Annotated in this window: 16 protein-coding genes; 9 read left to right on the top strand and 7 right to left on the bottom strand. The window is 69.7% G+C overall.

Annotated features, from left to right (window positions below; genetic code table 11):
• Positions 1–2: 2 nt before the first annotated feature.
• From zipA to epmA, 4 genes are all read left to right on the top strand, one after another.
• Positions 3–758 (top strand): cell division protein ZipA, encoded by a 756-nt coding sequence (gene zipA / locus WCE37_RS04460; RefSeq protein WP_343278315.1) that lies wholly within the window; start codon positions 3–5, stop codon positions 756–758.
• A gap of 179 nt (positions 759–937) precedes the next feature.
• Positions 938–3,325 (top strand): NAD-dependent DNA ligase LigA, encoded by a 2,388-nt coding sequence (gene ligA, locus WCE37_RS04455; RefSeq protein WP_343278314.1) that lies wholly within the window; start codon positions 938–940, stop codon positions 3,323–3,325.
• A complete protein-coding gene (locus WCE37_RS04450; RefSeq protein WP_343278313.1) occupies positions 3,322–3,801 on the top strand; it encodes a GNAT family N-acetyltransferase in 480 nt (159 codons plus the stop codon). Before ligA ends, WCE37_RS04450 begins: the two co-directional genes overlap by 4 nt.
• Positions 3,798–4,748: an EF-P lysine aminoacylase EpmA gene (epmA, locus tag WCE37_RS04445; protein ID WP_343278312.1), complete on the top strand. Its 951-nt coding sequence runs from the start codon at positions 3,798–3,800 to the stop codon at positions 4,746–4,748. Before WCE37_RS04450 ends, epmA begins: the two co-directional genes overlap by 4 nt.
• A gap of 18 nt (positions 4,749–4,766) precedes the next feature.
• Here epmA and WCE37_RS04440 read toward each other — a convergent pair whose 3' ends face one another.
• A complete protein-coding gene (locus WCE37_RS04440) occupies positions 4,767–5,570 on the bottom strand; it encodes a CPBP family intramembrane glutamic endopeptidase (RefSeq protein ID WP_343278311.1) in 804 nt (267 codons plus the stop codon).
• A gap of 133 nt (positions 5,571–5,703) precedes the next feature.
• Here WCE37_RS04440 and mtnA point away from each other — a divergent pair, with 133 nt between their 5' ends.
• The 4 genes from mtnA (at position 5,704) to pbpC (ending at position 17,596) form a co-directional block, all read left to right on the top strand.
• A complete protein-coding gene (gene mtnA / locus WCE37_RS04435) occupies positions 5,704–6,774 on the top strand; it encodes an S-methyl-5-thioribose-1-phosphate isomerase (protein ID WP_343278310.1) in 1,071 nt (356 codons plus the stop codon).
• A gap of 513 nt (positions 6,775–7,287) precedes the next feature.
• A complete protein-coding gene (gene gyrA, locus WCE37_RS04430) occupies positions 7,288–10,068 on the top strand; it encodes a DNA gyrase subunit A (protein WP_343278309.1) in 2,781 nt (926 codons plus the stop codon).
• 207 nt (positions 10,069–10,275) lie between these two features.
• Positions 10,276–15,204, top strand: a complete 4,929-nt coding sequence (locus WCE37_RS04425; protein WP_343278308.1) for an alpha-2-macroglobulin — start codon at positions 10,276–10,278, stop codon at positions 15,202–15,204.
• A 94-nt stretch (positions 15,205–15,298) separates the two neighbouring features.
• Positions 15,299–17,596 carry a penicillin-binding protein 1C gene (gene pbpC / locus WCE37_RS04420; RefSeq protein ID WP_343278307.1) on the top strand — a complete coding sequence of 766 codons (2,298 nt, stop codon included), beginning with the start codon at positions 15,299–15,301 and terminating at the stop codon, positions 17,594–17,596.
• 4 nt (positions 17,597–17,600) lie between these two features.
• Here pbpC and WCE37_RS04415 read toward each other — a convergent pair whose 3' ends face one another.
• Positions 17,601–18,077, bottom strand: a complete 477-nt coding sequence (locus WCE37_RS04415) for a peroxiredoxin (protein WP_343278306.1) — start codon at positions 18,075–18,077, stop codon at positions 17,601–17,603.
• Between the two features lie 155 nt (positions 18,078–18,232).
• On the opposite strand from WCE37_RS04415, the gene WCE37_RS04410 reads away from it, so the two are divergent.
• Positions 18,233–19,138: a DnaJ C-terminal domain-containing protein gene (locus WCE37_RS04410; protein WP_343278305.1), complete on the top strand. Its 906-nt coding sequence runs from the start codon at positions 18,233–18,235 to the stop codon at positions 19,136–19,138.
• A gap of 32 nt (positions 19,139–19,170) precedes the next feature.
• Here the strand turns inward: WCE37_RS04410 and pilH are convergent, their stop codons facing one another.
• The 5 genes from pilH to sucB all read right to left on the bottom strand — a co-directional run bounded on the left by pilH (position 19,171) and on the right by sucB (position 24,261).
• A complete protein-coding gene (gene pilH, locus WCE37_RS04405; protein ID WP_343254388.1) occupies positions 19,171–19,560 on the bottom strand; it encodes a twitching motility response regulator PilH in 390 nt (129 codons plus the stop codon).
• Between the two features lie 79 nt (positions 19,561–19,639).
• Positions 19,640–20,632 carry an acryloyl-CoA reductase gene (locus WCE37_RS04400; protein ID WP_343278304.1) on the bottom strand — a complete coding sequence of 331 codons (993 nt, stop codon included), beginning with the start codon at positions 20,630–20,632 and terminating at the stop codon, positions 19,640–19,642.
• Between the two features lie 171 nt (positions 20,633–20,803).
• On the bottom strand, positions 20,804–21,397 hold the full coding sequence (locus WCE37_RS04395) for a TIGR00730 family Rossman fold protein (protein ID WP_343278303.1): 594 nt from the start codon (positions 21,395–21,397) through the stop codon (positions 20,804–20,806).
• Between the two features lie 101 nt (positions 21,398–21,498).
• Positions 21,499–22,935, bottom strand: a complete 1,437-nt coding sequence (gene lpdA, locus WCE37_RS04390; protein WP_343278302.1) for a dihydrolipoyl dehydrogenase — start codon at positions 22,933–22,935, stop codon at positions 21,499–21,501.
• An 87-nt stretch (positions 22,936–23,022) separates the two neighbouring features.
• Positions 23,023–24,261: a dihydrolipoyllysine-residue succinyltransferase gene (gene sucB, locus WCE37_RS04385; RefSeq protein ID WP_343278301.1), complete on the bottom strand. Its 1,239-nt coding sequence runs from the start codon at positions 24,259–24,261 to the stop codon at positions 23,023–23,025.
• Positions 24,262–24,301 lie beyond the last annotated feature (40 nt).

Genomic DNA, 24,301 nt, shown 5'->3' with positions numbered 1-24,301 from the left:
CGATGAGCGACGTTTGGCTGCTGCGGATCGGGATCCTGGTCGCGGGCGTCCTGCTGTTTGGCGCGATCTGGTACTTCGGCACCAGGCCGCGCAGTCCGCAGGGACGCCGCGTGCCGGCCAGGTCCACGCCGGCGGCGCGCGAGGAGCGCTTGGAGCCGACACTGGGCGCGCAGCTTGAGCGCGAACTGGGCGAGGGTGGCGAGACGCCGGTCGATGACGCCATGCAGGCCGAGATGGACCTGCTCGACGGCGCTGTCGGCGGCACTGCGGGCGCCACGGTCAGCCAGTACGGCCAGCGCGTCAGCGACGACTTCGACAAGATCGTCACCCTCTACATCGCGGCGCGCGCGGGCCACGTGCTGCGCGGCCCGGACATCGTGGTCGCTGCCGAAAAGGCGGGGCTGACCTATGGCCATCTCAATGTGTTTCACCGCCTGGTGGCCGGTCATCCCGAGCGCGGCCCGGTGTTCAGCGTCGCCAATATCCGCCGTCCCGGCAGCTTCGAGATGGCGGAGATCCAGGCGCTGGAAACGCCTGCGATCGCCTTCTTCCTGACCTTGCCCGCGCCGATGTCGGCGCTCGACGCCTGGGACGCGATGCTGCCCACGGCCGAGCGCATGGCCGAGCTGCTCGACGGTGTGCTGCTCGACGAACAGCGCAACGCTCTCGGCCGCCAGCGCATCTCGCACCTGCGCGAAGAGCTGCGCACCTACGACCGCGAGCAGGACGTCCCGATCACCCGCAGCCCCGACTGGTAATAAGCGCTCGGGTCCGCCCGATCCCCCCCGCGGATCCCCCTGTAGGAGCAGCTATAGCTGCGGCCGTGATCGACCATTGTGGGAGCGGCTATAGCCGCGATCGCCGCTATAGCTGCGATCGCCGCTATAGCGGCTCCCACAAGTAGCGGCTCATACAGCTTCCGGGGGACAATCCGGCCATGCCCCAGACTGCCCAGCTGCGCGCCGCCGAACTGCGTCGCCTGATCGACGACGCCAACCACCGCTACCACGTGCTCGACGATCCGGCACTTCCGGATGCCGAGTACGACCGCTTCATGCTCGAGCTGGTTGCGCTTGAGGCTGCCGACCCATCGCTGCAGACGCCCGACTCGCCGACGCTGCGCGTGGGCGGCCTGCCTTCGGGCAAATTCGCCGAAGTCCGTCATGCGGTGCCGATGCTGTCGCTGGCCAATGCCTTCAGCAAGGACGAGGTCGCGGAGTTCGTGGCCCGCATCGTGCGCGAGACAGGCGAGGATGCGCCGGCGTTTTCGGTCGAGCCCAAGTTCGACGGCCTGGCGATCAGCCTGCGCTACGAGGACGGCCTGTTCGTGCGCGGCGCCACCCGTGGCGACGGCAACACCGGCGAAGACGTGACCGCCAACCTGCGCACGGTGAAGGCGATTCCGCTGCGGCTGCGCGATCCTGGCGACCCGGACACGCGCGAAGCCGGCGGCGCCAGTACCAGCCCCGGTGTTCCAGAGGTGCTCGAAGTCCGCGGCGAGGTCTACATGCCGCGCGCCGGCTTCAAGGCCTACAACGACTGGGCACTCGCGCACGGTGCCAAGCCACTGGCCAATCCGCGCAACGGCGCGGCCGGCTCGCTGCGGCAGCTCGATCCCTCGATCACCGCGAAGCGCCCGCTGGCGTTCTTCGCCTATTCCCTGGGAGAGGTCCTGGGCGCGCGCGTCCCGGCGACCCACTCCGGCGTGCTGGCATGGCTCCGCGGCCTCGGCCTGCCGGTGTCGCCGCTGGTGGAGTGCGCGACCGGCCTCGACGGCGTGCTCGACTACTACCGCCGGATCGGCGAAGCCCGCGACGACCTGCCGTACGACATCGACGGCGTGGTCTACAAGCTCGACAGCCACGAGCTGCAGGCCGACCTCGGCTTCGTGTCACGCGCCCCGCGCTGGGCGATCGCGCACAAGTTCCCGGCGCAGGAGGAGGCCACGATCGTCGAGGCGATCGAGGTCAACGTCGGGCGCACCGGCGCGGTCACTCCCTGGGTGCTGATGACACCCGTGCATGTGGGCGGCGTGATGGTCGCCCGCGCAACCCTGCACAATGCCGACCAGGTCGCGCGCCTGGATGTGCGCGTGGGCGATTCGGTGATCGTGCGCCGCGCCGGCGACGTGATCCCGGAAGTGCTGCGGGTGATCCCCGAACGTCGGCCGGATGGCACCACTCCGTGGCGGATGCCGGAAAACTGCCCGGTGTGCGGCTCGGAAATCGTGCGCGAGGAGGGCGAAGTGGTGGCGCGCTGCAGCGGTGAGCTGGTCTGCCCGGCGCAGCGCGTGCAGGGCCTGTTCCACTTCGCCTCGCGCCGCGCGATGGACATCGAAGGCCTGGGCGAACGGTTGATCCAGGCGCTGGTGGACTTCGATTGCACGAAGAGCGTCGCCGACCTCTATCGCCTGGGCGTCGACGACTTCGTCGAGATGAAGCGCCGCGCCGACGAGCGCGACGGCACCACGCCGGAGACGGTGAAATCGGGCAAGGTCGCGACCAAGTGGGCGGAGAACCTGGTGGCCGCGATCGACCGCAGCCGCGAAACCACGCTGGAGCGCTTCCTGTTCGCGCTCGGCATCGAGAACGTCGGCGAGAGCACGGCCAAGGCGCTGGCCGCGTGGTTTGGTGATCTCGACCGCATCCGCCGCGCGCCGTGGCCGCTGTTCAAGCGCGTGCCCGACATCGGTGACGAGGTCGCGCGCGCGCTGGGCCACTTCCTCGACCAGCCGGGCAACCAGGCGGTGATCGATGCGCTGCTGGCCGCGGGCGTGCGCATCACCGACGCGCATCCGCCTTCGCCGAAGCTGCGCGAAGGCCTGGTGCTGGCCCAACTGCTGGCGGACCTCGCCATCCCGAAGCTGACGCCGCTGCGTGCGAAGCAGCTGGCCGATGCCTTCCCGGACGCCGCGACGCTGCTCGACCAGGAGCGGCACAATTTCGTGATCGCCGGGCTGCCCGACGAGACCGCCACCGCGGTGGCGAAGTGGCTGTCCGACGAGGCCAACGCACGCACGCTGCTCGCTTCCGCGGCGATGCAGGCCGAGTTGCTGGCGGCGCTGCCCGAAGGTGGGGCGGCGACCGACGGTCCGCTCGACGGCGTGACGGTGGTGATCACCGGTACGCTCGACGCCATGGGTCGCGACGAAGCCAAGGCGAAGCTGGAAGCGCTCGGCGCCAAGGTCTCGGGCAGTGTTTCGAAGAAGACCGGCTTCGTGGTTGCCGGCGCCGAGGCGGGCTCCAAGCTGGCCAAGGCCACCGCACTCGGCGTCGAAGTCTGGGACGAGGCGCGGCTGCTGGCTTTCCTGGAAGAACATTCGTGAGCGCGGCGGCCGCAGCGGCGTTGGCACTGCGCCCGGTCAGGCGCGACGACCTGCCGGAGCTGCTTGGCATGCTGCGCCGTTTCTATGCCGAGGACCGGATCCCGCTCGACGAGCCGCGCGTGCGTCGTGGACTCGAACAGCTGCTGATCGATGCTTCGCTCGGCGCCGCGCTGTTCGCCGAGGTCGGGGGCGAACGCGTGGGCTATCTCGTGCTGGGCTGGTGCTTCAGCATCGAGCAGGGCGGTCGCCACCTGCTGGTCGACGAGCTGTACCTGGAGCCGGCTGCCCGCGGCCGCGGCCTGGGTGGCGCGCTGCTGGCGGCGGCCTGCGACTGGGCGCGCGGGCAGGGCGCCGAGGTCGCGCGGCTGGAGGTGAACCGCCACAACCCGCGCGCGAAGGCGCTCTATCTTCGCCACGGCTTCCGCGACGACGACCGCGACATCCTCAGCCTCGCAATCGCCGGAGGGGGTGCATGAGCCACGAGGCACTGCGCCTGCGCGCGCGGCTCAATCGCCTGGTGCGCGACTTCTTCGACGCCCACGGCGTACTCGAAGTCGAAACGCCGGTGATGTCGCGTGCCGGCAATACCGATCCCAACATCGACTCGTTCACCGTCGCGTTCAGCGGCCGCACCGGGGGCGCGCCGCGCACACGCTGGCTGCGCACCTCGGCCGAATACCCGATGAAACGCCTGCTCGCCGAGGGCATCGGCGACTGCTACGAACTTGGCCGCGTGTTCCGCGACGGCGAGGCCGGCGGCCGCCACAATCCCGAGTTCACCATGCTCGAGTGGTACCGCGTGGGTTGGGCGCTGGACCCGCTGATCGACGAAACCGCGGAGATCGTGCGCGCCGCACTCGCCTTGGTCGGCCGTGACGCGACCCTGCGCAAGGCCTCGTTCCGCGAGGTCTACCAGGAGGCGCTTGACCTTGATCCATTGACCGCCCCTGTCGATCGGCTGCAGGCCGCGTTCCCCGGCCAGGTCGATCCGGAAGGCCTGACCCGCGACGACTGGCTCGACCTGCTGATGACTCATCGCATCCAGCCCGCGTTCCCGCCGGGGCAGCTGCTGGCGATGCATGACTATCCCGCTTCGCAGTGTGCGCTGGCGAAGGTCGTGCGCCGCAGCGACGTCGATGTCGCCGAACGCTTCGAGCTCTATCTCGGCCCGCTCGAACTGGCCAACGGCTACCACGAGCTCACCGATGCCGCAGAGCAGCGCGCGCGCTTCGAACGTGATCGCGCTGTGCGCTCGCTGCGCGGCGCGGCGCTGCCTCCGGTTGACGAAGCCCTTCTTGATGCACTTGGCGCCGGCTTGCCCGAGTGTTCGGGCGTGGCCCTGGGCATCGACAGGCTGCTCATGGCGATGCTCGGCAGCGGCGCGATCGCCGACGTGCTTGCGTTCGATTTCGCCCAGGCCTGATCCGGCCCCGCGCGCTGGTTACCGATGCGCCTGGCGGGTCCAGGAGAAGCCGGGCGCACGCACAGCGAGCACGCTGCCGATCGCGGCCGAGGGCAGCAGTGCAAAGGCGATGAACTGCACGGCCTGCAGGCCTTCGACCACGACGAGCCCGTAGCCCGGCGACATGGCCTGCGTCGTGGTCATCCAGGCCGCATGCACGCCCATCGGGACCCAGACACTGCCGCCGACAGCACGGGCATAGCCAAGGATCAGCGCGAACCCGGGCAGCAGCATCTGTTGCGACGGCGTCGACATCGCGCCCAGCGCCCAGGCGAAGCCGAGGAACAGGGCAGTCTGCAGCAGCAGGGCCGCCCATGGCGGGAACCGGGTGCCGAGCAAGCCCTGCGCGTAGCCGCGCACGGCGAGTTCTTCGGGGAAAGCTTCCACCAGGAACACGGCCAGGCCCACCAGCGCAAGAGTGACCAGCAGCTCTGCGGGCGATGCGTGCAGCGACACGGTGGCCCAGCCCAGCGCCACGCACACCCCGATGCCGGCCAGGGCGGGCACCAGCCAGAGGGCCGCACCAAGCAGGAACGCGCGGGCGTTGGCCGCTGCTCCGTGATGGCCCAGAACTGCGCGCGGCAGGCGGTCGAAGTGCGCCAGCACCAGCACGGTGATCAATGCCGTGCAGGAGAGGCCGGCGCCGAGCGCGATGCGCGATTCCGGCGCGCTGCCGGGAAGCTCCGCCACCCCGATGCGCCAGCAGGCGAGGAGAACGGCCATGAGCACGGCCAGGCGCAGTGCCAGCGACGCCAGGGACAGGGTTTTGCGGTGCGCTTGCATGACCGCATTGTCTCGACAGCCGCGACTTGGGGATAGTGATAACTGTCAGGGCTCGCGGATGGCGCTTCGCGGAAGCGATGCACAGCTTGCACAGGCTGCGGATATCCAAGTGGCCGCCGGTAGAATCCGGTGCATGACCGACACCATCGACTACGCCCGCTACGACCGTATCCGCCCGATCCGCTGGACCGGCGACGCGCTGGAACTGCTGGACCAGCGGAAGCTTCCCTTCACCACCGAATACGTCAGTTGCGTCGACAGCGACGCCGTCGCTGCCGCGATCCATGCGCTCGCGGTGCGCGGCGCACCGGCGATCGGCATCGCCGCGGCCTGGGGCGCGGTGCTGGCTTCGCGCGACATCGAAGCCGATGCTGCCGCGCAGGCGGTCGAGCGCCTGGAGCCCGCGCTGCGGCGGCTCAACGCGGCGCGGCCCACGGCGGTCAACCTGGCCTGGGCGCTGGCGCGCATGCGCGCCGCGCTGTTTCGCGCGCAGGCGGGCGAGGGCAGTGATTGGCGCGCTGCGCTCGAGGCCGAGGCGCGCGCCATCGAGACCGAAGACCTGGCGGCCAACCGCGCGATGGGAGTGCTGGGCGCCTCGCTGATCGATGCCGGCAGCGGCGTGCTCACCCATTGCAACACCGGTTCGCTGGCCACCGCCGGCTTCGGCACCGCGCTGGGCGTGATCCGTGCCGGCGTTGCCCAGGGTCGCGTCAGGCGCGTTTTCGCCGGCGAGACCCGGCCCTGGAATCAGGGCGCGCGGCTGACGGTGTGGGAGCTGCAGGCCGACGGCATCGACGCCACCCTGATCGCCGACGCCGCGGCCTCGCACCTGATGAAGGGCGGCGAGGTGCAGTGGGTCGTGGTGGGCGCGGACCGCATCTGCGCCAACGGCGATGTCGCCAACAAGATCGGCACCTACCAGCTGGCGATCTCCGCGCGCCACCACGGGGTGAAGTTCATGGTGGTGGCACCGTCGTCGACCGTCGACATGGCCACGGCATCGGGCGATCTGATCGATATCGAGGAGCGCGACCCGGGCGAACTGCTGGGCGCGGGCGGCAGTCGCACCGTTGCCGAAGGCGTGCAGGCCTGGAACCCGGTGTTCGATGTCACACCGGCCGCGCTGATCGATGCCATCGTGACCGAAAAGGGCATCGTCGAGCGCCCGGACGAAGCCTTGATGCGCACACTCTTCGGCAACTGAGCGCGCGGCTCGCCAAGCCGTCTTCGTATCCCGTCCGCGACGCCCCATGTGTAGGAGCAGCTCTAGCTGCGACCGCACCCAGGTAAAAAGCCAAGAGCATTTTTGGCCACGGATTTACGCGGATCAGGCGAATCACGCGGATTGAGCCGAGGCCAGTGTCCAAACCCCGCTCCGATCCGGCTTTGTGTTTCAGAGTGGCTCCCTGGCAACGGGCTTGCCTCGGCCTGATCCGTGTGATTCGCCTGATCCGCGTAAATCCGTGGCTGAAAGGCGTTTCCCTGTCTTCGCGCTATCGCAGCTATAGCTGCTCCTACAGGAGCGTCGGCCATGGCGGGGGTGTCCGGTACGGTCGCAAAGCATGCCCGATGCGCTCGCAAGCCATTGATTTTTGGCGGGATCGGGCGGGCAGGGATTGGTCGGATGTGATAGAATCCCGAGGTTCTGCCGGGACATGCGCGCGGGCTTTTGCGCAGCGTTCGGAGGCAGTCTTCCGAACCATTCTGAAGGGTCGCAATGGCTGAGCTCGCCAAGGAAATCATCCCGATCAATCTCGAGGACGAGATGCGTCGCAGCTATCTCGATTACGCCATGAGCGTGATCGTGGGCCGCGCGCTCCCAGACGTCCGCGACGGGCTCAAGCCGGTGCACCGCCGCGTGCTGTTCGCGATGCACGAGCTCGGCGCCCACAGCAACAAGCCGTATTACAAGTCGGCGCGAATCGTCGGTGACGTGATCGGTAAATACCATCCGCACGGCGACCAGTCGGTGTACGACACCCTGGTGCGCATGGCGCAGCCGTTCTCGTTGCGCTACATGCTGGTCGACGGCCAGGGCAACTTCGGCTCGGTCGACGGCGACCCCGCCGCGGCGATGCGCTACACCGAGGCGCGCATGTCGCGCATGGCGCACGAACTGATGGCCGATATCGACAAGGACACCGTCGATTTCCAGCCCAACTACGACGAGAAGGAACACGAGCCGACGGTCATGCCGACCCGGTTCCCGAACCTGCTGGTCAACGGCTCCGCCGGCATCGCCGTCGGCATGGCCACCAACATCCCGCCGCACAACCTGGGCGAGGTGATCGACGCGCTGATCGCGCTCATCGCCGACCCGGACATCGACATCGATGGCCTGATGGAATACATCCCGGGCCCGGACTTTCCCACCGGCGGCATCATCAACGGCGTCGGCGGCATCCACCTGGGTTACCGCACCGGCCGCGGCCGCGTGCGCATGCGCGCGAAGGCCGATATCGAGATTGCCGACAACGGTCGCGAATCGATCATCGTCACCGAGCTCCCCTACCAGGTGAACAAGGCGCGGATGATCGAGAAGATCGCCGAGCTGGTGAAGGAGAAGAAGCTCGAGGGCATCAGCGAGCTGCGCGACGAGTCCGACAAGGACGGCATGCGCATCTACATCGAGATCAAGCGCAGCGACTCCGCCGACGTGGTGCTGAACAACCTGTACCAGCAGACCCAGATGGAGTCGGTGTTCGGCATCAACATGGTGGCGCTGGTCGACGGCCGCCCGCGTCTGCTGAACCTCAAGGAGTTCCTCGAGGCCTTCCTGCGCCATCGCCGCGAAGTGGTCACGCGCCGGACGATCTTCGAGCTGCGCAAGGCGCGCAACCGCGCCCACATCCTCGAAGGCCTGACCGTCGCGCTCGCCAACATCGACGAGATGATCGAGCTGATCAAGACCTCGGACAATCCGCAGGAGGCGAAGGAGCGCATGCTCGCGCGCCTGTGGCAGCCGGGCCTGGTCGGCAGCCTGTTGGGCGCGGCCGGTGCCGAGGCCTCGCGTCCGGAAGACCTGGCCAAGGGCGTGGGCCTGCTCGAGGGCGGCTACCAGCTGACCGAAGTCCAGGCGCAGCAGATCCTCGAGATGCGCCTGCATCGCCTGACAGGGCTGGAGCAGGAAAAGCTCACCGAGGAGTACCGCCAGTTGCTCGAAGCCATCCGCGTGCTGATCGAGATCCTCGAGGATCCGGAAGTGCTGCTGGAGGTGATCCGCACCGAGCTGCGCAACGTCAAGGAAGAGTACGGCGACCCGCGCCGCAGCGAGATCCGTGCCAGCGAGGAAGACCTCGACATCCTCGACCTGATCGAACCCGAGGACGTGGTGGTGACTGTCTCCCAGGCCGGCTACGCCAAGCGCCAGCCGGTCAGCGCGTATCGCGCGCAGAAGCGCGGCGGCCGCGGCCGCAACGCTGCCACCACGAAGGACGAGGACTTCATCGCCCAGCTCTGGCTGGTCAACACGCACGACACGCTGCTGGCGTTCACCAGCAGGGGGCGCGTGTTCTGGCTGCCGGTGCACCAGCTGCCGGAGGCCGGCGCCAACGCGCGCGGCCGGCCGCTGATCAACTGGATGCCGCTGGAAGAGGGCGAAAAGGTGCAGGCGGTGCAGCCGGTCCGCGAGTACCGCGACGACCAGTACGTGTTCTTCGCCACCCGCCGCGGCACGGTCAAGAAGACCCCGCTCACCGAGTTCGCCTATCGCCTGGCGCGCGGCAAGATCGCGATCAACCTGGAAGATGGCGATGCCCTGGTTGGCGCCGAGCTGACAGACGGCGGGCGCGACATCATGCTGTTCGCCAGCAACGGCAAGGCCGTGCGCTTCGACGAGTCCGCCGTGCGTGCCATGGGCCGCACCGCCACCGGCGTGCGCGGCATCCGCCTGGCCGAGGGCGAGTCGGTGGTGGGCCTGATCGTGGCCGAACACGCCGACAGCCTGGTCGAGTTCGAAGGCGACGAGATCCTTGCCGGTGACGCGACCGATGTCGTCGATGCCGACGCCGAGCTCGCTGGCGAGCCAAATGCCTACATCCTCACCGCCACCGCCAACGGCTACGGAAAGCGCACGCGCCTGGCGGAATACCCGCGCAAGGGCCGTGGCACCCAGGGCGTGATCGGCATCCAGACCACCGAGCGCAACGGCGCCCTGGTGGCCGCCGTGCTGCTCAGCCGCGAAGACGAGGTGCTGCTGATCTCTGACGGAGGCACCCTGGTCCGCACCCGCGCCGCCGAGATCTCCGTGGTCAGCCGCAACACCCAGGGCGTGACCCTGATCCGCCTTGGCGAAGGCGAGCGCCTGCAGGCGATCGAGCGCGTGGACGGTTCGATCGTTGACGACGACGGCAACGATGACGGCGACGAAGGCGCTGAAAGCAGCGAGGTCATTGAAGGTGTTGCCGGTACTGCAAGTGCCGATGCCGATGCCGATGCCGATGGCAGCGATGTCGATGGCGAAGGCGATGCTGCACCGGAAGGGACCGCGGCCGACTGAGGCCCCGCCCGCCGCCCCGGTCCGCCGCCTCCTGTAGGAGCATCTATAGCTGCTCCTACAGTTGCGGGCTGCGGTAGCGGTAGCGGGCGGTAGGCGGCAGGTTCACCAGATGCGGTCAAGGCGGAACCCCGTTTCGCGCCGTGGTGCGTTGTCGTCGGGACTGCCGGCGCTTCTATACTGCCGGTAACTCATGACGGCGGACTGGCAATGAAGGGAAGCAATCGTTCGGTCGGCCTGCGGCTCATCGCCGCGGCCGTGGTGCTGCTGTCTTTGACGCTGCTGCCGGTGGGCTGCAAGCGCAATGAAGGCGGCCAGATGCCTGCGCCCAGCGGCGAGGCCATCGTCGCCGAACGCGCGGAGGTGCAGGGCTTCGGCCTGGTGCGCGCCTGGCCGGACCAGACTGATGGATCGCTCGCGCTCGCGGTCGAATTCTCGCAGCCGCTGGTCGGCACCCAGGACTTCGACAAGCTGCTGACCTTCGCCGAACCGGTGGCCGCCGACAGCGGCTGGAGCCTGGACGATGAAGGCCGCGTGCTGCGTTTCCCCTTCGTCCAGGCCGATCGCGACTACACGCTGCGCATCTCCGCCGCGCTCACCGCCGCCGACGGCAGCACGCTCGGCCGCGACATCGAACAGAAGGTCCATACCGGCGAGCTGGACCCAGCCGCCGGCTTCGCGTCCCAGGGCAGCGTGCTGCCGGCGCGCGAATCCCGCGGGTTGCCGGTGGTGTCGGTGAACGTGGAGGAGGTCGACGTCGAGTTCCTGCGCGTGCGCGACTCCGAGCTCGCACGCTTCTTCTCCGAGTACCAGCGCGGCGGCCGGCGCAGCGGCTGGGAACTGGACAACCGCTACAACGGCGATCGCAGCGTGGCGCGGATGGCCGAGCCGGTCTATGTCAACCGCTTCGTGCTCGGCGGCGAGCGCAACGAGCGCGCGGTCACCTACCTGCCGCTGCAGGACATCACCGAGCTGCAGCAGCCTGGCCTGTACTTCGCCACCATGAAGCGTGCCGGCAGCTTCGAGGGCATGTACGACACCGCCTTCTTCACAGTGAGTGACATCGGTCTGCACGTGCGCGCATACGCTGACCAGCTGTTCGTGCACACCGCCTCGCTGCAGGGCGGCGGGGCGCTGGGTGGCGTCGAGCTGCGCGTGCTCGACGGCAAGGGCGAAGCCGTGTTCAAGGCCGAGACCGACGGCAACGGCAACGCCGTGCTCAAGCACAAGCTCGACGCGTCCCAGGTACTGGTGGCGACGCGCGGCAACGATGTCTCGCTGCTGCCGTTCAACCAGCCCGCGCTGGATCTTTCCGAGTTCGCGGTGGCGGGCCGCAGGCAGGCCTGGTTCGAGGTCTTCGCCTGGTCGGGCCGTGACCTGTATCGCCCGGGCGAAACCGTGCGCGTCTCCGCGCTGCTGCGCGACGCCGACGGCAAGCCGGTGCCGGCGGTGACCGGCGGCAAAGCGCAGCCGCTGTTCGCCCGGCTGAAGCAGCCCGACGGCAAGACCTTCGTGGAATCGCGGCTGGAAGCCGGTGCGCAGGGTTATTACCGCTTCGAGAGGGAGATCCCGGTCGAGGCGCCCACCGGGCGCTGGCAGGTCGAGTTCCGTACCGATCCCGCTGACAAGGACGCCGTGCAGGGCATGGCGTTGCGGATCGAGGAGTTCCTGCCCGAGCGCATGAAGCTGGATCTCGACAGCGCGCAGGCGCGCCTGGCGAAGGGCGACGCGCTGCGGCTGGAGGCCACCGGTGCCTACCTGTATGGCGCGCCGGCCGCGGGCAACCGCTTCACCGCACGCCTCGCGGTCGCGGTGGAGCAGCACCCGGTGGAGTCCCTGCCGGGATACTTCTTCGGCGATCCCACCGTGTCGCTGCCGCGCGAGGCAAGCGACGTGATCGACGCCACGCTCGATGGTGCAGGCAGGCTCGCCCAGGCGCTGCGGCTGCCCGCCGAAGTGCGCGGCGACACGCCGGTGTCGGTGGTGCTGGCCGGCAGCCTGTACGAAAGCGGCGGCCGCACGGTGAACCGCAGCCTGGAGCGCGTGCTCTGGCCGGCCGACGCGCTGGTCGGCGTGCGTCCCCTGTTCGACGACAAGGACGGCAGCGATGCCAACGCGCGGGCCGGTTTCGAGATCTTCCGCGTCGACGCCGATGGAACGCCGCGGCCGCTCGCCGGGCTCGAGCTGAAGCTGGTGCGCGAGCATCGCGACTACCACTGGAACTTCGACGACGACGCCGGCTGGGACTACAGCCACACCAGCCGCTTCGAGATGGTGGAAACGCGGACCATCGACGCCGGGCAAGCCGCCGTCCGGGTCGATCTTCCGGTGGAATGGGGCGGCTACCGCGTCGAGGTCCGCGACCCGGAGACCGGCCTGGTCACGCGCTATCCCTTCAACGCCGGCTGGAGCTGGAACGACGACAACCGCGGCCTGGATGCGCGGCCGGACAAGGTCAAGCTGGCGCTGGATCGGACCGGCTATCGCGCCGGCGACACGATGGAAGTCACGGTCACGCCGCCGCACGCCGGCAAGGGCCTGCTGCTGGTGGAGAGCGACCGCCTGCTCTACGTGCAGGCTATCGATGCCAAGGCCGGCAGCAAATACAGCATCCCGGTGACCGCCGACTGGGAGCGCCACGACGTCTACGTGACCGCGCTCGTCTTCCGCGGCGGCAGTGCGGCGAGCAAGGTGACGCCGGCGCGCGCGGTCGGCGTGGCCCACGTGCCGATGGAACGCGGCGACCGGCGCGTGGCGGTGGGCCTGTCGCTGCCAAAGCAGGCAAAGCCCGATGACACCCTGCGCGTGACGCTCGCCGTGCCGGCGCTGGCCGGCAAGGCCGCGCATGCGACGGTGTCCGCGGTCGACGTCGGCATCCTCAACATCACCCGCTATCCGGTGCCCGACGCCAACCGCCACTTCTTCGCCCAGCGCAGGCTGGGCGTGGAGGCCTACGACATCTACGGTCGCGTGATCGAAAGCCTGGAGGGCGGCACCGCGCGCCTGCGCTTTGGCGGCGACCAGGGCCTGGAAGCGCTGCCACAGGCCCGGCGGCCAACCGCGCGCGTGCAGACGATCGACCTGTTCTCGGGACCGGTGAAGCTCGACGGCAAGGGCAATGCCACCGTCGAGTTCACGCTGCCGGACTTCAACGGCACCCTGCGCGTCTCGGCGCTGGTGTTCGGCGACGAGGCCTACGGAAACCGTGACGCGGAGCTGCTGGTGCGGGCGCCGCTGGTCGCCGAGGCCAGCATGCCGCGGGTGATGGCGCCCGGTGACCGCGGCACGATGACGCTCGACCTGGCCAACTTCACCGGCAAGCCGGGCGACTTCCGGGTGCGCGTGGAGGGCATCGGGCCGCTGCACGTGGAGGAGGGCGTGCGCAGCGTGGCGCTCGCGGCCGACGGGCGTTCGACCCAATCGTTCCCGCTGCGCGCGCTCGACGGCCATGAGGTCGGCAAGGTGCGCGTGCGGGTGGACGGGCCGGGCGTGGCGGTCGATCGCAGCTACGACCTGCCGGTGCGCGCGCCCTGGCCGCAGGTGCTGCGTTCGCGCAGCCTGGTGCTGGATCCACTGGCGCCGGTGGTGCTCGATGCCTCGCTGGCCGAGGGCATTCTGCCTTCATCGGTGAACGCGCGCCTGGGCCTCAGCGCCACGCCGCCGATCGCCTTTGCCGCGGCGCTGGAGGGTGCACTGCGCTATCCCTACGGCTGCGCCGAACAGACTGCCAGCAAGGGCTACGCGGCGCTGATGCTGGATGCGCCGACCGCCGAAGCCTACGGCATGTCGCCGCTGCCCGGCGACGATCGCCTGCGGCGGATGGAGAGCGCGCTCGGGCGGTTGGCCGCGCTGCAGTCCAGCACGGGGCATTTCGCGATGTGGGGTGGCAGCGGCGGAACCGAGCCGATGCTGACGCCGTATGTCGCCGAGTTCCTGCTGGATGCGCGGGACGAGGGCTTCCAGGTGCCCGACGCGATGCTGCAGAAGGCGCTGTCGCGGATGTCGGAAGACCTGCTCTCCGACGGCCAGCAGTTCTACGGCCGCGACAACCGCGAGCACCTGCGCCTGGCCTACAAGGCCCACGCCGGCTACGTGCTCGCACGCGTGAACCGCGCGCCGCTCGGGACGCTCCGCGCGCTGTACGACGGCGGACGCGACGCAGCGCGCAGCGCCATGCCGCTGGCGCATCTCGGGCTTGCGCTCTCGCTGCAGGGCGACGCCGCCCGCGGCGGCAAGGCGCTGGACGCGGCCTTTGCGTGGAAGCGCGAGCGGCCCGGCTGGCTGGGCGACTACGGCACGCCGCTGCGCGACGCCGCGCTGATGCAGGCCCTGGTGCGCGAGCACGACCTGGCCACGCCGCAGCGCAGCGCCGGCCTGCGCACGCTCGGGCTTGAGCTCGATGCCCGCCGCAAGGCGCGATGGTTCCATTTGAGTACGCAGGAGCAGTCGGCGCTGGCGCGGCTTGGCCGCGCGCTGGCAGGCACGCCCGGACGCACGTTCTCCGGCACCCTGGTCGAGGCCGGCGTGGAGGAGGCGCTGGAACCGATGCGCCGCTTCTCTCGCGGCTACGGCCACCAGGCCTTGGCCTCAGGCGTGCGCCTGCTTCCCGAGGGCCAAGCTCCGCTCTACGCGAGCATGGACGTGGCCGGCATTCCCCGCGCCGCCCCGGAGCCCGATGACAGCATGATGCGCGTCGAGCGCCGCTGGTACACCACCGACGGCAAGGCCTGGACGCCGCGCGCGCTGCGCGAGGGCGAGGCGCTGGTGGTCCGCGTCACCGTCACCGCCGACCGCGACATGCCGGACGCACTGCTCACCGACCTGCTGCCGGCGGGCCTCGAGATCGAGAACATGAACCTGGGCGATGCGTCCACATGGGCCGACGTGGTCGTCGGCGGCATCCGCCTGGACGAGCGCGGCAGCGCCGCCGAGCTGCTGCACGAGGAGTTCCGCGACGACCGCTACGTCGCCGCCATCAGGCTCGACGCCGGGCGCAGCGCGGACGTGTTCTACCTGGTGCGCGCGGTCACGCCGGGCGAGTACATCGTGCCGCCGCCGCTGGTCGAGGACATGTACCGGCCCGAGCTGCGCGGCGTGGGCCGCGCGCAGCCGGCGCGGATGACGGTGGTGCAACCGTGAGCTTGTGGTGGAGTCGGGAGTAGGCGGCAGGCCGGTCGCCGATGGGTCGCACCGGCCGGTGTCTTGGCCGGCGATCCTGCGCTGGGGGACTGTCGTGCTGCTGGTCCTGCTGCTTGGACTCGATTTTGCGTTCCCGCCGCCGCTGCCCGAAGCGCGCGATCACGCCACCCTGGTCACCGCGCGCGACGGCACGCCGCTGCGCGCCTTCGCGGACGCCCACGGCGTATGGCGCTACCCGGCCTCCGAGGCCACCGTTTCGCCGCTGTACGTCGATGCGCTGCTCACCTATGAGGACCGCTGGTTCCGCCGCCATCCCGGCGTGAATCCGCCGGCCCTGCTGCGCGCCGCCTGGCAGGCCACGCGCAGCGGCCGCATCGTCTCCGGCGGCTCCACCCTGACCATGCAGGTCGCGCGCATCCTCGAACCGCACCGGCGCACGCTGCCGGGCAAGCTGCGGCAGATGCTGCGCGCGCTGCAGCTCGAGGTACACCTGACGAAGGACGAGATTCTCACGCTGTACCTCGAACGCGCACCTTTCGGCGGCACCATCGAGGGCGTGGAGGCGGCGAGCTGGGCCTATCTCGGCAAGCCCGCCACGCGGCTGTCGCACGCCGAGGCCGCGCTGCTGGCGGTGCTGCCGCAGGCGCCCACGCGCCTGCGGCCCGACCGAGAGCCCGAGGCGGCACGTCGCGCCCGCGACAAGGTGCTTGAACGCATGGTCACCAGTGGACGCTGGAGTCGCGCCGAAGTCGACGACGCGCTGGTCGAGCCGGTGGTCGCGCGCGCCCTGCAGCCGCCGCTGTCCGCGGCGCTGCTGGCCCAGCGCCTGCGCTCGCGCCATCCGCGCGCCGACCGCATCGAATCGACCATCGACGCCGCCCTGCAGCGCACGCTGGAGGAGCGCCTTGGCAACTACGTCGGCCAGCTGCCGGAACGCACTTCGGCGGCGCTGCTGGTGGTCGACAACGACACCATGCAAGCGCGCGCCTACCTCGGCACCGCTGCCTTCGGCGACGCCGCACGCCTGGGCCACGTCGACATGGTGCGCGCGTGGCGCTCGCCGGGCTCCACGCTCAAGCCCTTCGTCTACGGCATGGCGATCGACGACGGCCTGGTGCATTCGATGAGCCTGCTGGTCGACGCGCCGCAGTCCTTCGGCGGCTATCGACCGGGCAATTTCGATGCCGCCTTCAACGGGCCGGTGTCGGTGGCCGACGCCCTGCGCCTGTCGCTCAACGTACCGGCGGTGGACATGCTCGACCGCGTGGGCCCGGCGCGCTTTGCCGCGCGCCTGGACCACGCGGGGATCGGCCTGCGCTTCCCGCGCGGCGCGCAGCCCAACCTCACCCTGATCCTCGGCGGAACCGGCGCGCGGCTTGAGGACCTGGTCGGTGCGCAGGCGGCGCTTTCGCGCGGCGGCATCGCCGGGCGGGTGCGTTACGCCGCCGACGAGCCGCTGGTCGAGCGCCGCCTGCTGTCGCCGGGTGCGGCCTGGATCGTGCACGAAATCCTCGCCTCCAATCCGCGCCCGGGCGAGCGCGCCGATACCTTCGACACCGGCCGACGGCCACGCGTGGCCTGGAAGACGGGCACCAGCTACGGCTATCGCGATGCCTGGGCGCTCGGCACCACGCGCCGCTACACCGTGGGTGTGTGGGTCGGGCGTCCGGACGGCACGCCGCTGCCGGGCCAGTACGGCGCGGTCACCGCACTGCCGCTGATGTTCGAAGTGGTCGACAGCCTGCCGCAGCGTCCCGGCGATGGCGCACGCCTGCCGTCGCCGGCAAACGTCGCCGGGCGCGAGGTGTGCTGGCCGCTGGGCACCGCGGCCGAGGCACAGCCCGAAGGCGCCTGCCATCGGCGGATGCAGGCCTGGGTGCTCGACGGCGCGGTGCCACCCTCGCTGCCCGATCGCGACGCGCGCAGCTGGGCGCCGGTGCTCGAACGGATCGAAGTGGATGCCGCCAGTGGTCTTCGGCTGACCGCCGGTTGCGCCGGGACGCACGAGCGACGCATGCGCCACATCGCGCGCTGGCCGGCGCTGGCGTCACCGTGGCTGGGCGCGGCCGAACGCGAGGCCTCGCGCCTGCCGCCCTTGGCCACCGGCTGCGGAGATGACGGCCGCGGCCAGGCGGTGGCGATGCGGATCGAAGGCGTCAACGACGGCGCGCTGCTGCTGCGCGCCCCCGGCTCGGCCAAGCCGCCTCGGCTTGCCCTGCGCGCGGTGGGTGTCGATGGCGATGTGCAGTGGCTGCTCAACGGCCGCTGGGTCGGTGAGACCCGCGGCCGCCAGCTGCTGTGGCGCGAATTCGGCGAGCCCGGCCGCCAGCAGCTGACCGCGCTGGCCGAAGGCGGCGCCTGGGCCAGCCTGGCCTTTGACGTCGGTCGCTGAGGCCTCAGATCGCGCCGAGCACGTGCTCCGCGGAAGAGACCTTGAACTCGCCCGGAGCCTCGACGAACAGCTGCTTGACCACGCCGTCTTCGGCGTAGAGCGCGAAGCGCTTGCTGCGCATGCCCATGCCGAAGGCGGTACCGTCCATCTCCAGTCCGAGCGCGCGGACGAAGTCGCCGTTGCCATCGGACAGCATGCGCAGGCCCGAAGGGACGCCCTGGCTCTCGCCCCAGGCCTGCATCACGAAGGGGTCGTTGACGGCCATGCACGCGACTTCGATCCCGCGCTCGCGAAAGGCTTGGAAATGCTCGATGAAGCCGGGCAGGTGGCGCTCGGAGCAGGTCGGCGTGAACGCGCCGGGCACCGCGAACAGCACCACGTTCTTGTGTGCGAACAGGGTCGGGGTGTCGATGGTCTGCACGCCGTCGTCGATGTGCTTCAGCGTGACCTCGGGGATGGCGTCGCCGGTCTGGATGGTCATGGGGAGGGCTCCGTATTCGCGTGGGTGGCGGGGAATCGCCGCCGCTCGCACCATGGTGCCACGCCGTGGCCGCCGCGGGCTTGTGTCACCCGTCGTTCGTCCCGATATTGCTACCCTGCCGCGGCCGGCACCAGGGTCGCGCACGTGGAGATCGCATGCAGTTCAAGGATTACTACGCCGTGCTCGGCGTCGAGGCCAGCGCCGGCGAGGCCGAGATCAAGACCGCCTACCGGCGGCTGGCGCGCAAGTACCACCCCGACGTCAGCAAGGAAACCGGGGCCGAGGACAAGTTCAAGGCCGTCAACGAGGCCTACGAGGCGCTTCGCGACCCTGAGCGTCGCAAGGCCTACGACCAGCTGCGCGGTCGCGGCTACCGGCCGGGCGACGAGATCCATCCGCCGCCGGGCGGCTTCCGCGGCAATGGCGGCGGCCCCGGGTTCGACCACGAAGAAGTCTTCGGCGGGGGCGGCAACGGCGGCTTCAGCGACTTCTTCGAAAGCCTGTTCCGCCGCCAGGCACAGCAGCAGGGGGGCGGGCCGGGCTTCGGCAATCCGCCGCGCGGCGATACCCGCGCGCGCCTGGCCGTGCCCGTGGAAACCGTATACCGCGGCGGGGCGATGCGCATCGCGGTCAACGGCCGGACGCTTGAGGTCAAGGTCCCGCGCGGGATCCGCCCGGGGCAGGTGATCCGCCTGGCGGGCCAGGGCGGGCAGGGCGGCAACCTGCTGCTGGAGGTCGAGTACGCAACGCATCCGCGCTTCGAGGTCGACGGCCGCAACATCATCTATGCGCTGCAGGTCGCGCCCTGGGAGGCGGCCCTGGGCGCGGCCGTCAGCGTTCCGACGCTGGGCGGCACCGTGGAGCTCAAAGTGCCGGCCGGGTCCGAGGCCGGGCGCCGGCTGCGCCTGCGCGGCCGCGGCCTGCCGGGAACGGGCGGGCAGGCCGATGGCGACCAGATCGTCGAGCTTGAGGTGCAGGCGCCGGTGCCGCAGGGCGAAGCGCAGCAGGCGGCCTACGAGGCCCTGCGCGAGGCGTTTTCCGGGGAGTGGAGGCGCGAGTAGCGCCGCCGTAGCCCCGTACCCGGGGCGCCGGCTCAGGCGGCCGCGGGCGGCGTCGGTTCGGTGGCGATCGCCTCGACAATCGTCGCCGAAAGCTCGGTGTCGCTGAAGGGCTTGGTGAGATAGGCGCGTGCGCCCTGGCGCATGCCCCAGACCTTGTCGGTCTCCTGGTCCTTGGTCGTCACCAGGATCACGGGGATGTGCTTCGTGCTGGGGTCGCGGGTGATCGAGCGCGTGGCCTGGAAGCCGTTGAGGTTCGGCATCACCACGTCCATCAGGATCAGGTCCGGGAGCTCGCGCTTGGCCACCTCGACGCCGGCGGCGCCGTCTTCCGCGGTCAGCGCCTCGTGGCCGAGGCTTTCGACGATGCGGCGGATGCCCATCAGCTGTGATGGCGAGTCGTCGACGATCAGGATGCGCGCCATGGTGTTCCCCGTTCAGTTCCCGCGATTGTAGCCCGCGGGCGGCGGCCTGCAAGCAGGGGCCGCCGCGCGGCTCGCGTTCTCACAGCGTGACCAGCGTGCGACCGTGGGAACCGCCGGCCAGCATGCCCTCGAAGACCTCCGGCAGCGCGTCGAGTGCGACTTCGCGAGTGCAGATCCGCTCGAGGTGGCGCGGCTTCCAGTCGCTGGCCAGGCGGCGCCAGACCTCGTCGCGGATGTCGCGCGCCGTGCCCGCGGACGCGACCCCCAGGAGCGAGACGCCGCGGATGATGAAGGGCATGACCGTGGCGGACAGGTCGTGGCTTGCGGCCAGGCCCGCGCTGGCAACGTTGCCGTAGGGGACGGTCTGCGCCAGCAGGCTCGTGAGCATCGCGCCACCGACGTTGTCGAGTCCGCCGCCGAAGCGGGCCGATTCCATCGGCCGGGTGGTGGCGAGCGCATCGCGCCCGAGCACCTCGCTGGCGCCGATCTCCTTCAGGTAGGCGGCCTGTTCCGGCTTGCCGCTGATCGCGTGCACTTCGTAGCCCGCGCTTGAAAAGATGTCGACCGCAAGCGAACCGACGCCGCCGGTGGCGCCGGTGACCGCCAGCGGGCCAAGCCCGGGCTGCTGCCGGTTCTCGCCCATGCGCAGCAGCGCGAGCGCGGCGGTGAAGCCGGCGGTGCCGAGGATCATGGATTCGCGCAGCGACAGGCCGGCCGGCAGCGGAATCGCCCATTTCGATTCCACGCGCGCGTATTCGGAGTAGCCGCCGTCCCGGGTCTCGCTCAGGCCGCAGCCGGTCACCAGCACCTGGTCGCCTTCGCGGATGGCGGGATCGGCGGAGGCGACGACGTGGCCGGCGACGTCGATGCCGCCGACCAGCGGGAAGCGGCGCAGGATCCTGCCCTTGCCGGTACCTGCGAGTGCGTCCTTGAAGTTGACGGACGAGAACGCGGTCTTCAGCACGACCTCGCCGGGCGCAAGCTGGTCGATGCAAACCTGTTCGATGCCGCTGCGATAGCCGGCGTCATCGCTGTGGATGCGGAAGGCGCGGAACGTGTCGGGAATGCTCATGCCGTCTCCTTTGAAACGCCGCCGTGACTGCGGCCCGGTTCGATTATCGGCGATGCCGCCCGCGACAGGCCGGCTGTCGCACAACCGGCTGTTGCAAGAACAGTGGTGCTGCAGCAACGCTGGAGTGCGGCCAGAGCGCGGCCAGAGGCGGCCGCGGGAGAGCGGCCGCTCTCAGCGCAGCTCGCGGCTGCGTTTCTCGTCGAGCCACTTCGAAGCCTGCGCGGGCTGGTAGCCGCGCATCCATTCGAACATGGCGTCGATGTTGTCGCCGGTCCACATGTCCTCGCGCTGGCCGGGATGCAGGAAGCGCTCCTCGACCATGCGGTCCATCATCGCGACCAGTGGCTGGTAATACCCGTTGATGTCGAGCAGGGCGCAGGGCTTCTCGCTGATGCCGAGCTGCCGCCAGGTGAACATCTCCACGATTTCCTCGAGCGTGCCGAAGCCGCCGGGCATCGCCACGAAGGCGTCGGCCAGGTCGAACATGCGCGACTTGCGCTGGTGCATCGAATCGACGACTTCGAGCTCGGTGAGGCCGCCGTGCGCGACTTCCATGTCGACCAGGTGCTTCGGGATCACGCCCACCACCTCGCCGCCCGCGGCCAGCACGGCGTCGGCGATCGTGCCCATCAGGCCGATGTTGCCGCCGCCATAGACCAGGCGGATGCCGTCACGGGCCATGCGCGTGCCCAGTGCGATCGCGCCCTCGATGTAGGCGGGATGTGCACCGCTGTTGGAGCCGCAGTAGACGCAAAGGCTTTTCATGGGCAGTGATTCTTCGAAGACTGGAAAGGACGGCGCCGGGCAGTGCCCGGCGCTTTGCGGCAGCGGAAGGTGCGGGGCCGGGCATGCGCCGGCCCGCGCCTTCAGTTCGCCTTGTGGATCGCGCGCTTGTCGACGGCCATCGCCGCGTCGTGGATCGCTTCCGACAGGCTCGGGTGCGCGTGGCAGATGCGCGCGAGATCGTCGGCGGAGCCCTTGAACTCCATCGTCAGCACGCCCTCGTGCACCAGCTCCGACACGTTCGCGCCGACCAGGTGCATGCCGAGCACGCGGTCGGTCTCGGCGTGCGCCAGCACCTTCACGAAGCCCGCCGGCTCGACCATTGCCACCGCGCGGCCATTGGCGGCGAAGGGGAAGCTGCCCGATTTGTAGGGGATGCCTTCTTCCTTGAGCTGCTGCTCGGTCTTGCCAACCCAGGCCAGCTCCGGCTCGGTGTAGATCACCCAGGGAATGGTGTCCATGTTGACGTGGCCGGGCAGGCCCGCGATCAGCTCGGCCACGGCGATGCCTTCCTCGAAGCCCTTGTGCGCCAGCATCGGCCCGCGGACGCAGTCGCCCACGGCCCAGACGCCGTCGACGCCGGTGTGGCAGTGCTCGTCGACCTCGATCTGGCCGCGCTCGGTGAGCTTCACGCCGCTGCCTTCGGCCAGCAGGCCCTTGGACGCGGCCCTGCGGCCCACGGCGACCAGCAGCTTGTCGACGGTGATGGTCTCCTCGCCCTTCTTGTCTGCGAACGTGACCTGCACTTCCTTCTTCTTGCCCTTGCCGGTGACCTCGGCCTTGGAGACCTTGGCGCCGAGCCTGATGTCCAGGCCCTGCTTCTTGAACTCGCGCGCGGCCACCTTCGAGACCTCGGCGTCGGCCGCGGCCAGGAAGTCCGGCATCGCCTCGAGGATCACGACCTCGGCGCCCAGGCGCTTCCACACGCTGCCCAGCTCCAGGCCGATCACGCCGGCACCGATCACGGCCATGCGCTTGGGCACCTCGGCGAAATCGAGCGCGCCGACGTTGTCGACGATCGTGTCGCCATCGAACTTCGCGAACGGCAGTTCGATCGAATCCGAGCCCGCGGCGATGATGACGTTGGTGCCGGTCAGCTCGACCTCGTTGCCGTCGTGCTGCTTGACCTTCACCAGGCGGTCGGCATGCAGGGTGGCGAAGCCGTAGTACGGCGTGACCTTGTTGGCCTTGAACAGCTGCGCGATGCCACCGGTGAACTGCTTCACGATCGCGTCCTTGCGGCCGACCATCGTGCCGACGTCGATCTTGGCGTCCTTGGCGGTGATGCCGTGCTGTCCGAAGACATGCTGCAGGTTGTGGAACTGGCGCGAACTGTCGAGCAGCGCCTTGGACGGGATGCAGCCCACGCGCAGGCAGGTGCCGCCCAGGGCGGGCTTGCCGTCCTTGCCGACGCCGGCGTCGATGCAGGCGACCTTCATGCCCAGCTGGGCGGCGCGGATCGCGGCGTGGTAGCCGGCGGGGCCGGCACCGATCACGACAACGTCAAATTGTTCAGCCATGTTCCTGTTCCTCGATATCCCTTCCCCCGCCGCGCGGGGGAAGGTGCCCCGAAGGGGCGGATGGGGGGCAACCTCGCAGGGAGCGGCTTACATCCCCAGCAGCATGCGGTGCGGATTCTCGAGCTGGTCCTTGATGTCGACCAGGAACTGCACCGCGTCCTTGCCGTCGATGATGCGATGGTCGTAGCTCAGCGCGATGTACATCATCGGCGCGGCGACCACGGCGCCGTTCTCGACGATCGGGCGCTCCTTGATGGTGTGCATGCCCAGGATCGCGGACTGCGGCGGGTTGACGATCGGCGTCGACATCAGCGAGCCGAAGGTGCCGCCGTTGGTGATGGTGAAGGTGCCGCCCTGCAGGTCGTCCAGCGACAGCTTGCCGTCGCGCGCCTTGGTGGCGTAGTCGGAGATCGCCTTCTCGACGTCGGCGAAGCCCATGCGCTCGACGTTGCGCAGCACCGGCGTCACCAGGCCGCGGTCGGTGGAGACCGCGATCGAGATGTCGGCGTAGCCGTGGTAGATGATGTCGTCGCCGTCGACCGAGGCGTTGACCACCGGATACTTCTGCAGCGCGTTGGCGGCGGCCTTGGCGAAGAAGCTCATGAAGCCGAGCTTGATGCCGTGCTGCTTCTGGAAGCTCTCGCCGAGCTCCTTGCGCATTGCCATGACCTTGCCCAGGTTGACCTCGTTGAACGAGGTCAGCATCGCGATCGATTCCTTCGACTGCATCAGGCGCTCGGCGATGCGCTTGCGGATGCGGGTCATCGGCACGCGCTCTTCCGGACGCGCGCCGCCGGACACGCCCGCAGTCTTGCCGCTGGCGTAGTTGACCAGGTCTTCCTTGGTGACCGCGCCGCGACGGCCGGTGCCTTCGACCTGCGACGGGTCGATGCCGTCCTTCACCGCGGTGAAGCGCGCGCCCGGGGGCAGCCCGGCCGTGCCGCCGGAGGCGGGCGAGGGACGGGTCGACGAAGGCGCCTTGGCCTCGGCCTTCGCGGCGTCGGCCTTGGGCTGCACTTCCTGGGCACCCGCGGCCGGCTCGGCCTTGGCCTTGCCAGCGTCGCCATCGTCGCCCTTGGCCGGCGCGGCGCCCTCCTCGATCACCGCCAGCACCTGCTGGCTGGTGACGGTGTCACCCTCGGCGTACTTCAGCTCCTTGATCACGCCGTCGACGAGCGAGGGTACTTCGAGCACGACCTTGTCGGTCTCGAGGTCGACGATGTTCTCGTCGCGTGCAACCGCGTCGCCCACCTTCTTGTGCCAGGTGGCGATGGTGGCGTCGGAAACGGATTCGGGGAGTACCGGTACCTTGATCTCGGTGGCCATGGTCTTGATGCGTCCTGGTCGTTGCTGTCAGCGTTGTGGG

Source organism: Luteimonas sp. MJ250 (genome assembly GCF_039548455.1).
Taxonomy (GTDB): domain Bacteria; phylum Pseudomonadota; class Gammaproteobacteria; order Xanthomonadales; family Xanthomonadaceae; genus Luteimonas.
The sequence above is the reverse complement of the archived record's forward strand: the minus strand, read 5'-3'. Positions and strand labels throughout refer to the sequence as shown.